The organism is Lactonifactor sp. BIOML-A5 (genome assembly GCF_009677585.1).
In the GTDB taxonomy this organism is placed as follows: domain Bacteria; phylum Bacillota; class Clostridia; order Lachnospirales; family Lachnospiraceae; genus Lactonifactor.
Window position 1 is genome coordinate 20,292 of sequence record NZ_WKYV01000042.1, and the last position, 12,408, is coordinate 32,699.

11 protein-coding genes are annotated in these 12,408 nt (G+C 50.6%); 10 read left to right on the plus strand and 1 reads right to left on the minus strand.

Translation table 11 applies throughout. The features are described 5' to 3' along the window. Positions 1-389: 389 nt before the first annotated feature. The gene (locus GKG41_RS21615; protein WP_154262238.1) at positions 390-1,400 is read left to right on the plus strand and encodes a hypothetical protein; all 1,011 of its coding nucleotides are present in this window, start codon (positions 390-392) and stop codon (positions 1,398-1,400) included. A gap of 70 nt (positions 1,401-1,470) precedes the next feature. Here GKG41_RS21615 and GKG41_RS21620 read toward each other — a convergent pair whose 3' ends face one another. Continuing rightward, positions 1,471-2,580 carry a DUF362 domain-containing protein gene (locus tag GKG41_RS21620; protein ID WP_154262241.1) on the minus strand — a complete coding sequence of 370 codons (1,110 nt, stop codon included), beginning with the start codon at positions 2,578-2,580 and terminating at the stop codon, positions 1,471-1,473. A gap of 189 nt (positions 2,581-2,769) precedes the next feature. On the opposite strand from GKG41_RS21620, the gene larC reads away from it, so the two are divergent. From larC to GKG41_RS21665, 9 genes are all read left to right on the plus strand, one after another. Continuing rightward, positions 2,770-4,077 (plus strand): nickel pincer cofactor biosynthesis protein LarC, encoded by a 1,308-nt coding sequence (gene larC, locus GKG41_RS21625; RefSeq protein WP_154262248.1) that lies wholly within the window; start codon positions 2,770-2,772, stop codon positions 4,075-4,077. Then, entirely contained in the window at positions 4,074-4,874 is an 801-nt protein-coding gene (larE, locus tag GKG41_RS21630; protein ID WP_154262257.1) for an ATP-dependent sacrificial sulfur transferase LarE, read from the plus strand. Before larC ends, larE begins: the two co-directional genes overlap by 4 nt. A 29-nt stretch (positions 4,875-4,903) precedes the next feature. Next, positions 4,904-5,611 carry a response regulator transcription factor gene (locus GKG41_RS21635; protein ID WP_347563383.1) on the plus strand — a complete coding sequence of 236 codons (708 nt, stop codon included), beginning with the start codon at positions 4,904-4,906 and terminating at the stop codon, positions 5,609-5,611. Continuing rightward, entirely contained in the window at positions 5,612-7,024 is a 1,413-nt protein-coding gene (locus GKG41_RS21640; RefSeq protein ID WP_154262264.1) for a HAMP domain-containing sensor histidine kinase, read from the plus strand. It abuts the gene before it with no gap. A 128-nt stretch (positions 7,025-7,152) separates the two neighbouring features. After that, positions 7,153-9,633, plus strand: coding sequence for an FtsX-like permease family protein (locus GKG41_RS21645; RefSeq protein WP_173015682.1), 2,481 nt, complete (start codon positions 7,153-7,155; stop codon positions 9,631-9,633). A 20-nt stretch (positions 9,634-9,653) separates the two neighbouring features. After that, complete coding sequence (locus GKG41_RS21650; RefSeq protein ID WP_154262267.1) at positions 9,654-10,343, plus strand: ABC transporter ATP-binding protein; 690 nt, start codon at positions 9,654-9,656, stop codon at positions 10,341-10,343. 116 nt (positions 10,344-10,459) lie between these two features. Further along, positions 10,460-10,816 (plus strand): metalloregulator ArsR/SmtB family transcription factor, encoded by a 357-nt coding sequence (locus GKG41_RS21655; RefSeq protein WP_154262271.1) that lies wholly within the window; start codon positions 10,460-10,462, stop codon positions 10,814-10,816. Between the two features lie 17 nt (positions 10,817-10,833). Next, on the plus strand, positions 10,834-11,580 hold the full coding sequence (locus GKG41_RS21660) for an EFR1 family ferrodoxin (RefSeq protein WP_154262274.1): 747 nt from the start codon (positions 10,834-10,836) through the stop codon (positions 11,578-11,580). A gap of 15 nt (positions 11,581-11,595) precedes the next feature. Next, positions 11,596-12,351: an EFR1 family ferrodoxin gene (locus GKG41_RS21665; RefSeq protein ID WP_226904383.1), complete on the plus strand. Its 756-nt coding sequence runs from the start codon at positions 11,596-11,598 to the stop codon at positions 12,349-12,351. The last annotated feature ends 57 nt before the right edge of the window (positions 12,352-12,408 follow it).

Below are 12,408 nucleotides of genomic sequence, written 5' to 3' on the forward strand. Positions count from 1 at the left end.
GTGGGACGTGTTCTTTCTAGAAAGAACACGTCCCACTTTCCCCCCTGCCCTGTCCCTTTTGAATTTATGTTGCTATTCCTGAGAATTCCCGTTACAATAGAAAAAAGTCAAATTTTAAATAAGCAGGAGAGTTAGTGTGAAAGAAAGTAAATTAAGCCAAAAACGTGAGATAGACACAAAAAAAGGCTCACATAGTGAACCGAATTAAGAGTATTCCCACCTTGGTAAAACGAGGCGCACCTGCACATCAATAGCAAACGGGTGGATGCATCTGACATTGATGCCGGGATGCCTTATAATTAAGTCTATTGTAACACGTAAACTAGAAGGTGGAAACACTTTCATTACTATTTGTGCCGCGCCCGAAGGCGCGCGGAATGGAGATTTATATGAGAAAAGAAGCATCCCTTGATTTATGGCACGAGTTATATGATGTTACCCTGAATCTGAGAGCCCTGGAACCATGGAATTATTTTTGGGACTCAGATATAGTTGCGATTGAGCTTGCGGAGGGGGAGGAACCTGTTTTCTGCAGTATTATGGGTAGAGGGGGTGTCTGCTGCGGAATCAGTGTCTATGAAGGATTTAGAGGGTTAGAGGATTTTGATATGCTGGCAACTTCTGACAAAGATGGATTCTCCCCGGAATATGCTATGAGTGATCAGAACTGTCTCACTTGTTACTTTGGGGACCGCGAGGAAGTGTCCAGGGAACAGAAGGAGATTATTAAAAACCTGGGACTGAAATTCAGAGGCAGAGGCAACTGGATTTACTTTGAGTCTTTCAAAAAACGGTATTCGCCGTACCTCCCGGATGAAAGAGAAGTAATGGTTTTGCTGGAGACGTTTAAAAATTTGTTCATGTCGGTCCGTGCGGTGAGGGAAGATCGGATACATATTAACTGGGACAACGGAGAGATGATGTACAGACGCTATAACAAGGAGAGGGAAGAATGGAATACATTTGCGGTTCCCCGTCCAATAACGAAGCGGACATATCCGGAATATAAGCTTTCAGATGAGATTCAGAAAGGACGGCTCAGGAAAAAGCCCAAAATCAACTGTGAGCTTTCTATGGATTTTGTATATATGAATGGCGCTATACATGACGAAGCATATGACAGACCGGTGAATCCCCTGCTGCTTGTGATTATGGATGAGATTTCAGACTATATAATTCATATGGAGCCGATAAAACCTGAGGAGAATCTGGCGGAAAAAGCACTGCAGTTTTTCTGCACATTCACAGAGCAGAACGGACGGGCAAAGGCCGTAAGGTACAGAAATCCATGGATAGCTGCGGCGTTAAAGGAAACCTGCCAATACTTTGGCACTAAACTGACAAAATCTTCCCTGGGTACAATGGACAAGATGATCCAAATGATGAGGGAACAGATGTAGTGAAACAGCAGACCTGAAAGGAAGGGAGAAGTGCATTGAAACAGCTCTTCTCCCCTCCAAATGTTTATCCCTATTTTACTTCTACCAACTCATATTCCTTCTGTCCAATGCCCAGCTTCACCGCATGGTCAATGGCCGCTTTCCAGTCCGTCTCAGGGAAGATAGCGCCAAAGTGATCATGTCCTTCATGGTCACATTCCGCCAGATATGTATTTGCCAGCACCGGCTGTGCGTTTACGGCATCGGCACAGGCTACATCCAGAGCCACCGGATCAAAGGAGGCAAACATTCCTACATCCGGCACGATGGCCGCATCATTTTCCCCGTGACAATCACAGTAGGGAGAAACGTTCATCACAAGGCTGATGTGAAAGTTCGGGCGTCCGTTAATGGCAGCCTTGGTGTATTCTGCGATTTTTCGGTTGAGAATATCGTAGGACTCGTCCGTTGCCGCCTTTACCGCATCTTTTGGGCAGGCACCGATACAGCGTCCGCAGCCCACACATTTGTTGTGATCGATGGAAGCCTTTTTTTCAGATACCGTGATGGCGTCGTGAGCGCACATTTTGGTGCACATCTTACAGCCTACACAGAGTTCCCGGGCTACATGGGGTTTGCCCGCACTGTGCATTTCCATCTTACCGGCCCGGGAACCGCAGCCCATTCCCATATTCTTGAGGGCACCCCCAAAACCTGTGGCCTCGTGCCCCTTAAAGTGCGTCAGGGAAATAAATACGTCCGCATCCATAATGGCCCGTCCAATCTTGGCCTCTTTTACATATTCCCCTCCTTCCACAGGAACCAGAACATCGTCTGTCCCCTTCAGGCCGTCAGCAATTATCACATGACATCCTGTAGAAAAAGGAGAAAATCCATTCAGATAAGCGCTGGAAATATGATCCAGCGCATTCTTGCGCCCGCCTACATAGAGGGTGTTGCAGTCAGTAAGAAAGGGCTTTCCGCCAAGCTCTTTGATTACATCAGCCACCGTCTTCGCATAATTCGGGCGGAGAAAGGCCAGATTCCCCGGCTCTCCGAAGTGCATCTTAATAGCGGTATACTTGTCTTCGAAATCAATATCCCCAATTCCCGCTGTCTTAATCAGCCGCTCCAGCTTCTGAAGAAGGTTATCTCCGATACGAGTCCGGAGATTGGTATAATACACTTTTGACATTTCCATAAAAACCTCCTAATATATTAGATTGCGATATTTCGCAAATGCTATTGTATAAATTGTATCATTAATGATAAGATAGTACAAGAATAAAAAGGGACAGGGCAGGTGCAAAAGGGGACGTGTTCTTTCCAGAAAGAACACGTCCCCTTTTGCACCTGCCCTGTCCCCAACATACAAAGGAGAGAATATTCTATGAGCAAATCTGACAAGTTACTATACCTGGAATGCTATTCCGGCATCAGCGGGGATATGACGGTAGGCGCACTCCTTGATCTGGGGGCCAGAGAGGAGATCCTCCGGCGGGAACTGGCTAAACTCCCTGTGGCAGGATACGAGCTCAAAGTGGGAAGAGCTAAAAAATGCGGCATTGACGCCTGTGATTTCGACGTGATTCTCCAGGATGAATCGTCCCATGGGGAGCACACCCACGGTCATCACCATCACGGGGAACATACTCACGGAGACTTCCATACACACCACCATGAACACCGCACCTACGGCGATATCAGCAGGATGCTTCAGGAAAGCTGTCTGGAGGAACCGGTTCTTGAGATGGCTAAAAGAATTTTTCGTGTGGTAGCAGAGGCGGAGGCCAAGGTTCACCGCATGCCTTTGGAGGAGGTTCACTTCCATGAGGTGGGGGCTGTGGACTCCATTGTTGATATTGTGGCTGCCGCAGTATGCCTTCACGATCTGGGAATCTCCCGGGTGGCGGTGTCTGTGCTCCATGAAGGTACGGGAACCACCTGGTGCCAGCACGGAAGAATTCCGGTTCCGGCTCCTGCGGTTCTGGAAATGATGGCAAGGTACGAATTGCCGGTAAAGATAACCGAGAATGAAGGCGAGATGATTACCCCTACCGGCGCTGCTATTGCGGCGGCTCTGCGCACGGAGGTTGCACTGCCGGAGCAGTTTGTGGTGAAAAAAATCGGTATGGGGGCGGGAAAGAAGGAATTTGCCCAGGCTAATATATTACGGGCTATGATTCTGGAAACCAAAGAGTCCTCCGGTCAGGAAGGCACAAAAGAAGGCAGGAAAGAAGACACACCCAAGGAGAGCGTCTGGGTACTGGAGACCAATGTAGACGACTGCACCGGAGAACAGCTGGGCTATACCATAGAACAGCTGATGAACGCAGGCGCCCTGGATGCCGGCTGCTTTCCCGTGGGAATGAAAAAGAACCGCCCCGGCTATATGCTGCAGGTAATCTGCAGGGAGGACATGAGAGAATCCCTGGAAAATCTCATTTTCAAGGAGACCACCAGCATCGGACTTCGGAGGTATCAGGAAAGCCGCAGAGTCCTAGAGAGAGAATTCGTGGACGCAGACACCCCCTGGGGAACCGCAAAGGTAAAGGTATGCAGCCATCACGGAGAGCGCTACTATTATCCGGAATACTCCAGCGTAAAAGAGATTAGCAAAAAAGCGGGGATTTCCTTGAAAGCAGCCTATGATGAGATACAAAAGGCGGCAGAACCCGGGGAAAGGACAGAAGAATGAAAGATAAGAGACAACGGCTCACAGAGATTACAGACACTTTTGCGAAGGAAGATATCTGCATTGCTTTCTCCGGGGGCATAGACAGCAGCCTGCTCCTCTGTCTGGCCGCAGAAAGTGCGGCAAGGCACGGGACAAAAGTCCACGCAGTCACCTTTGACACGGTCCTTCACCCGCGATGCGACGTGGAGATTGCAAAACGTGTGGCAGAGGAGGCAGGGGCTGTCCACCACATCATTGAGGTCAACGAGCTGGATAACCCAGAGATTCTGGAAAATCCCCAAAATAGGTGTTATCTGTGCAAAAAAACACTGTTTGGGCACATCCTGGATTATGCCCGGGAAAACGGCATATCCCACGTACTGGAAGGAACCAACCACGATGACCTGTCTTCGTACCGTCCCGGCCTTCAGGCCATCCGGGAGCTGGGCATCGAAAGCCCCCTGGCCCGGGCAGGGCTCACAAAGGAAGAGATCCGTCAGTGGGCGGAGGAGATGGGAATCTCTGTGGCAAGGCGTCCTTCCACTCCCTGCCTGGCCACCCGCCTTCCCTACGGCACAAGGATCGAGCCAGGGGTTCTGAGGCAGATTGAAGAGGGAGAGGCATATCTCCGGGCAAAAGGCTATGCCAATGTGCGGATCCGTGTCCACGGGAGCATAGCCAGAATAGAGATTGACAGGGAAGACTTCCCCCGGTTTATGGGGGAAGTCCGGGGGACGGCAGAACATATCAAACAGCTGGGATTTTCCTACGTGACCCTGGATCTGGAAGGCTTCCGATCCGGCAGCATGGACGAGTAGCAGAGAAAATCCCCAAAAAAGGAAGGGTGATGGACATGAATAACAGCAGGATCCTTTTGATAGACGATGAAAAAGATGTGCTGGACCTGATAGAGGAAGTACTTCGAAAGGACGGCTTTCAGGAGATACAAAAAGCGTATACCGGGGAGGAAGCTCTGCGTATCTGCCGGGAATTCCATCCGGATGCTGCAGTGCTGGACGTGATGCTCCCGGACACTGACGGCATCGAATTATGCAGGAAAATACGTGAATTTTCTATCTGCTCCATCCTGTTTCTGTCCTCCAGAAATGAAGATATAGACAAGATTCTGGGGCTCTCCGCCGGTGGAGACGATTATATTACCAAACCCTTCAGCCCCAGAGAGCTGGTCTTCCGGATCAAAGCGCAGCTGCGCCGCCAGCAGTACCAGAACACAGTTCAGAGTTCTGTCCTTTTAAAAGCAGGCCCTCTTACCCTGGACACGGAGAGCTGCCGCGCCTATAAAAATGGGGAAGAGCTGAGCCTGACCGGGCGGGAGTATCTTCTTCTCCTGTGCCTTATGGAAAATACAGATCGTATTATCAGCAAAGAGCGCCTCTATGAACAGGTCTGGGGAGAATACAGCAGCATCTGTGACAATACGATTATGGTTCACATCCGACATTTGCGGGAAAAGCTGGAAGACAACCCCTCCGATCCCCGGCAGATTGTCACAGTAAAAGGCCTCGGCTACAAATTAAAGAAAAGGACTGAGTAAATGAGAAAATCCGGCTACCGCACCATGCTCCATATTTATCTGATATTCCTCACTGCTCTGCTGGTTACAGCCGCGGCGGCGATCGGTCTTTCCTATTCCCTTATTACCCTGGAGAAACCGGGGGGAGGGACTGTTAGAAGTGACTGGCCCGCAGCCTTTGGGGAAGCATTTAAGGAACAGGTAGTCCCCGAAGGGGAGATTTCCCGTGTGAAGTCATCCGGACTGGAGCTTCTCCAAAAGAATCAGATTGGGCTGCAGATCCTGGACTCTCAAGGAAAGGAGATAACAAGCTATCGTAAGCCCGCAAAGGCAAAGGAAGCTTACACCCAGGCAGAGCTCTTGCAGATTGACAGAGCCGGATCCCTGAAGCAGTCTGACACAGCTGTCTATGTGGGAACCGCAGGAAAGGGGGAGAAGACCTGCATGTATCTCCTGCATTTCCCCATAAAAGTAGAGAAAATTACCATGTATGTAAATAAAGACAGATTTACAGGGGGAAAGGCTATGGTCCTGGCCTCCGCGGGAATTCTTTTCGCCGCAGTCCTTCTGGCCGGCCTTCTGTACGGGCTTAAGACTGCCGGGAACATGAGACATCTGGCCGAATGCATCAGAGATATCTCACAACGCCGTTACCTTCCCATTCAGGGGAGGGGAACATACCGGGAGCTATATGACAGCCTGAATGCCATGTACGGGGAACTTCAGGAAAGCGACCGTCTCCGGGAGGAGACTGCGGATATGCAGAGAGCATGGATCGCCGGCATCACCCACGATTTGAAGACTCCTCTGTCTCCCATCCGTGGCTATGCGGAGATCTTAGCAGACGAGGGAGAAAAGGCGGGGAAAGACTGCAGGCGTTATGCTAAAGTAATGCTTCAAAATGTGGACCGTATGGAAAGCCTGATGGATGATCTGAAAGTTATTTATCAGCTGGAAAGCGGGAGTCTGCCTATGGATTTTAGAGAACAGAACCTGGTGCGGTTTCTGAGGGAACTGGTTATCTGCCTGCTTAACGATCCAAAATACCAGGACCGGACGATTCATTTTGTATGCACAGAAGAAGAACTGCCGGTTTCCTTTGACCGGAAGCTGCTGGAACGGGCCGTTCTGAATCTTATGGTAAATGCTTTCGTACACGGAGACTCGGAAACAGAACTGACACTCAAGGTATCTGCCGGGGATGGGAATCTTGAGATAGCAGTGTCCGACAACGGCAGGGGAATGACAGAGGGGGAGGCTGCCAGAGCATTTGACCGGTACGTACGGGGGAGGATCACAGAACAGGGGCAAGAGGGCACAGGCCTGGGTCTTGCTATCGCAAAAGAAGTTGTAGAGCTTCACGGGGGAACCATTGAGGCGTCCGCCATTCCGGGTACAGGAACCACCTTCCTCATCCGTTTTCCCTTCCCTTAAGGTTAATTAAGGTTGTCTGAAACTCAGCTTAAGGCTGACAGTTTATCATTATGGTATGATAGCTGCCGGCCTTTTTTGATCCTCTACGGAGAAACAAAAAACAGGAGCAGCGTACAGGAGGTGTTCATTTGAAAATCATTATGAAATACATTCTAACGAATGTGAAAGAACGCAGGACAAGAACTGCGGTCATGCTGTTGTCCGTTATATTGTCATCTGCCCTGCTGTTTGTCTCGTGTTCCATCAGTGCATCCTATGAAAGCGCACAGAGAAAAATGGCCCGGGGAATATCGGGGAGTGCCGCCGCTGTGGTTCGTCCCGCAGGGGAAAGCGGGAGCATAGACGGTGCCCTGATTCCAGATCTGCCCTCTGTGGGCGCAAAAGCAGGGATTTTAAAAGGAAGTTCCGTGTATTACGAGAGCGGGTATTATGAGACCGTGGATCTTATTGCCGCAGAACTGAGACAGCTGGAGAATATCAACAAACCCCGCCTGACGGACGGCGGGGAACTGAGCGAGCTCTCTCCCGGGCAGATTGTTCTTCCGGACCGTTTTACCTCAAAGTTCGGAATTCAGAGAGGGGATACTGTTACCCTCAGGGTAAATGGGAACCCTGAAAGCTTTACGGTGGCAGAAATTGCCGCTTATGATACCCTGTTCATGCGGCAGACAAGAGGGGCCACCGCACTTTTATCCCTCCCGGATCTGGCCGGGATCCTGGGGAAGACAACAGGGTACAGCGAGATTCTTGTAAAGCCTGCAGAAGGGGTAAGCCGGGAAGCGCTGATCGCAGATCTGAAAGAGGCTCTCCCGGGGGATATCTGTGAGGTGTCAGAAGCGGCAGATGAATCACTCATCGAAGCCGGCGCCAGGCAGAAATCCATGCCCTTTTTTCTCATCAGCTTTTTCTCTCTGACCATGAGCGTTTTTATCATTTACAGCAGCTATAAGGTGATCACCCTGGAGCGTCTGCCCATTATCGGAACCTTCCGGAGCATCGGGGCGCCCAGGAAGACAGTAACAGGCATACTGCTGCTGGAGAGCCTTTTGTACGGAAGCATCGGGGGGCTGCTGGGGATACCCGCCGGTATCCTTGTGCTGAAGTTAATCCTCCGTGGGATGGGAAGCTCCCTGTCAGGAGGAATTGAGATTCCCGCAGTCTGCCCGCCTTTAGGCATTATCCTGTCATTGTCTGCGGCGGTCACGGTTTCTCTCCTGAGCGCCTGGATCCCTGCATCCCGGGCCGGCCGCCTGCCTGTGAAAGAGGTAGTGCTGGGGAAAACAGAAGAGAAGACCCGGCCCGTCCGTCTTACCATGGGAATCGGTGCAACTCTCTTTCTTGCATCCGCTGCCCTTCCCCGGCTGGTCTCAGGTACCATGAGGTACGCTGCGGGAGTGTTTTCTCTTCTGGGCCTGATTGCTGCAGCCATCCTGGTGATTCCTCTCTTTGCAGATCTCTGCTCCATGGGCCTGGAACGCCTGTACGGCCTTCTGTTTGGGAATGAGGGCAGGCTCGCCGCACGAGATCTTAAGGGAAATAAGAGCATTGTCCAGAACATCACTCTGCTGTTTATCAGCATATCCGCAGTGATAGCCATTCAAGTGGTGGGAGATTTTGTAACAGCCTATATCACAGATGTATTCCGGGACGCAGAGCTGGAGGGATTTGCAGACGGGCCCATGGACCGGGAATTTGTGCAAAAGGTGGAACATATGGAGGGCATTCACCGTGTGGTTCCAGTCTATGTATATAATAATGAAATTGCAGCAGATCAGACACCCCTGCCCCGGGCAGAGGCTACAGAGGATCTGGAAGCCTACAGCTCCATGTTCGGGCTGACTTATACAGAGGAAGGGATGGAGACGCAGGCTGCGGCCGCCTTCCGGGATAAGCGGGCAGTTCTTCTCAGCGAAGAGTGCCTGAAACAAAGGGACCTCTCATTGGGGGATACACTTACCCTGTCCGATGGAGACGTCTCCTATCCCTATACGGTGACCGGCAGCTTCAAGTCACGCGCCACAGATGTGGAGGCAATCATTCCCGCTTCTATGGCTGTATCTGATTTCGGCAAAGAAAGGTATGGACTGCTGGCCTATACCGCCCGGGATCCGGATGGGATTATGGTACAGATCCGGGATCTCTTCGGAGAAACCTCCAACTGGAGCCGGACCACAGAAGAATTCAACCAGGACGCGCTGTCTACTGTGGAGGCATTCCTTCAGCCTATGCACAGTATGACTTACTTTATACTGTTTCTGGCAGCCGCAGGGGTGATCAACAATCTGCTGATTCAATATATCCAAAACCGGCGCACCGCGGCCATGTACAAATCCGTGGGCCAGAGCCGCCGCCAGTACGTAAGGATGACGCTGCTCGAAGGATTTTCGGCCGGACTTATGGGTGCTGCAGCTGCGGTTGCAGTCTCTTATGTGGAAATACAGACCATTTTCCTTGTGGCAGGACCTAAAATTGCTATGCAGCCAAGGCTGCATGGGTCTGTTTTTCTGGCGGCAGGAGCTATGGGAATTGCAGTGAACATGGCAGGGTGCCTGGTGCCCCTGATTAAAAATAGAAAAATGAAAATCGTGGAAGAAATTAAATATGAATAAGCAGTCAGGAGGAATAGAAGATGAGAGTATTCAAAGAAAAGACAGCCGTAGCGTGCAGAAATATTGTAAAAGAATACAGCGTGGGCGGGGAGGGAGTCAGAGTACTGGACGGGATCTCCCTGAAGGTCTGCAGCGGAGAATTTGTCTCCATTATGGGGGAATCCGGTTCCGGAAAGAGTACGCTCCTCTATATCCTGGGGGGACTGGACAGACCTACAGAGGGAGATGTCTGCATAAACGGCACGGACATCTCCGGTCTGTCCGATGAAAATATGAGCAGGATGCGCCGGCAAAAGATTGGATTTGTATTCCAGTTCTACAACCTGATTCCCAATCTGAACGCGGAGGAAAATATTATGCTGCCTCTGCTTCTGGACGGAAAGCGGGCTGTGGATTACAGCGGCCGGCTTGCCCAGATGCTGGAGCTGGTGGGGCTTACCCAGCGGCGAAAGCATACCCCCAGGGAACTTTCCGGAGGACAGCAGCAGCGGGTGGCCATTGCCCGGGCACTTATGAGCCGGCCGGAGATCCTCTTTGCGGACGAACCCACGGGAAACCTGGACAGCCGGACCGGGGCAGAGATCATGTCCCTGCTGGAAGAGATTAACCGGGAGAGGGGACAGACGATTATCATGGTCACCCATTCCCCGGAAGCGGCCAAAAGCAGCAGCAGAATCATTACCGTACGGGACGGAAAGCTGAAGGAATAATACAGGCCGGCCTCTGCTTTTTCACCTCCGTCTCGAAATTCTTTACCGATGATCCAGAAGAAAAAAATTGTGATATAATACAACTGTTTAAACACTTAAACAGAAAGGAGCCGGGTATGGAACATAAGGCAGACGACATAAAGAAACTACAGGAGGAATTTATCAGCTGCCAAAAGCTTCTGACAGCTCTGGGAGACAGCAACAGGCAGCACCTGCTCTGTATTATGCTGGAATGCGACTGCAGCGGAAGCAGGGTGATTGACATTGCGGAAAAGACAAACCTGTCCAGACCTGCAGTTTCCCATCATATGCAGATACTAAAAGGCGCCGGCGTGGTAAAATCCAGAAAAGAAGGGACCTGCATCTATTATTATCTGGATCCCTGTGACAATGAAATCGGAAAGATCATGGAATTATGCGCCCATATCAGGGCAATTATGAAGTCAGTGCCCGACAGAAGCGGGGAAGAATAAGAGGAGGAGTGTACCGTATGATATTTTATTTTTCAGGAACAGGAAACAGCGCTTACATTGCCAAAAAGATTGCCGGGATCACAGGAGACAGCATTCTTTCCATGAACGAACGCATCCGGAAGAAAGATATTTCTGAAATTCACTCTGAGAACAGCCTGGTGTTTGTGGTGCCCACGTATGCCTGGAGGATCCCCAGGGTGGCAGAGGAGTGGATCCGCCGTACATCTTTCACCGGGAATCCCCGTGCCTATTTCGTTATGAGCTGCGGGGGCAGCATCGGGAATGCCGGCAAATATCTGCGGCGGCTTTGTGAGCAGAAAAAATGGAGGTATATGGGTGCAGCGGAGATTGTCATGCCGGAAAACTATATTGCCCTGTATGAGGCTCCAAAGGAAGAGGAAGCAATACGGATCATAGAACAGGCGGAGCCCTCCATCCAGGCGGCGGCAGATATCATTCGAAAAGAAGCGCCGTTTCCCGGGAAGACGGTCACATTAAAGGACAAAATAGACAGTTCCCTTGTGAATGATGTATTTTATCCTCTGATCGTGAAGGCAAAACAGTTCAGGGCAGAGGATACCTGCACAGGCTGCGGACGGTGTGTCAAAGAGTGCCCTCTCAACAATATCTCCCTGAAGGATAAAAAGCCTGTGTGGGGGAATACCTGCACCCACTGCATGGCCTGTATCTGCAAATGTCCGGCAGAAGCCATTGAATACGGGACGAAGAGTGTGAACAAAGTGCGCTACCAGTGTCCCCGGTAAAGGGAGGTGTGAGAAGTGATTTTTTATTTTTCCGCAACTGGAAACTCAAAGCATGCGGCAGAAGTCATTGGAAAGAAAACAGGTGAAGAGCTGAAAGATATCACAGAGTGTGTGAAAGAAAACCAATTTGCTTATCAGGTCTCCGGGGAAGAACGGATCGGCATCATATCCCCTACCTATTGCTGGGGACTGCCGGCCATCGTAATGGAATTCCTGAAAAAATGGGAGGTGGAGGCGCAGGACAATACCTATTTTTACTTTGTGACTACCTACGGAACCACCACAGGCCAGTCGGGAAAGCGGGCAAATGAATACCTGAAAGTAAAAGGCTATTCCTTTGCTGCATACTATTCCGTAAAAATGCCGGATTCCTGGACGCCGATCTTTGATTTGTCAGATCCTGAAAAGGTAAGAAGAATCAATGAAAAAGCCGAAGAAGAGATACAGCAGACCGCAGATAAGATAAGCCTGAGGTTCCCGGGGAATTATATGCGTCACAGAATTCCCGATTTTGCGTCCAAAATCTACTATAAGACTTATGATACAAAGCGCAGGACAGCCCACTTCCGGGTGGAGGACAGCTGCATCGGCTGCGGCCTGTGTGAAAAGAAATGTCCGGCGGATGCCATTACCCTGAGAGAAGGGATCCCTGTGTGGACCAGGGAGAAGTGTGTTATGTGTCTGGGGTGCCTGCACCGGTGTCCCCGGTTCTCCATTCAGTATGGAGAAAAATCAAAGAAACATGGACAGTACGTATATCCCGGCAAATAATAGGTATGAGCAGGGGCGGCGCTCTGCCAATCAGGTTACGGAACGATATTGAGAGCA

What these genes read in the sequence shown, in the direction of transcription:
- GKG41_RS21615 (WP_154262238.1), top strand. Translation starts at nt 390, where the DNA reads ATGAGAAAAGAAGCATCCCTTGATTTATGGCACGAGTTATATGATGTT.
- GKG41_RS21620 (WP_154262241.1), bottom strand. Translation starts at nt 2,580, where the DNA reads ATGGAAATGTCAAAAGTGTATTATACCAATCTCCGGACTCGTATCGGA.
- larC (WP_154262248.1), top strand. Translation starts at nt 2,770, where the DNA reads ATGAGCAAATCTGACAAGTTACTATACCTGGAATGCTATTCCGGCATC.
- larE (WP_154262257.1), top strand. Translation starts at nt 4,074, where the DNA reads ATGAAAGATAAGAGACAACGGCTCACAGAGATTACAGACACTTTTGCG.
- GKG41_RS21635 (WP_347563383.1), top strand. Translation starts at nt 4,904, where the DNA reads ATGGACATGAATAACAGCAGGATCCTTTTGATAGACGATGAAAAAGAT.
- GKG41_RS21640 (WP_154262264.1), top strand. Translation starts at nt 5,612, where the DNA reads ATGAGAAAATCCGGCTACCGCACCATGCTCCATATTTATCTGATATTC.
- GKG41_RS21650 (WP_154262267.1), top strand. Translation starts at nt 9,654, where the DNA reads ATGAGAGTATTCAAAGAAAAGACAGCCGTAGCGTGCAGAAATATTGTA.
- GKG41_RS21655 (WP_154262271.1), top strand. Translation starts at nt 10,460, where the DNA reads ATGGAACATAAGGCAGACGACATAAAGAAACTACAGGAGGAATTTATC.
- GKG41_RS21660 (WP_154262274.1), top strand. Translation starts at nt 10,834, where the DNA reads ATGATATTTTATTTTTCAGGAACAGGAAACAGCGCTTACATTGCCAAA.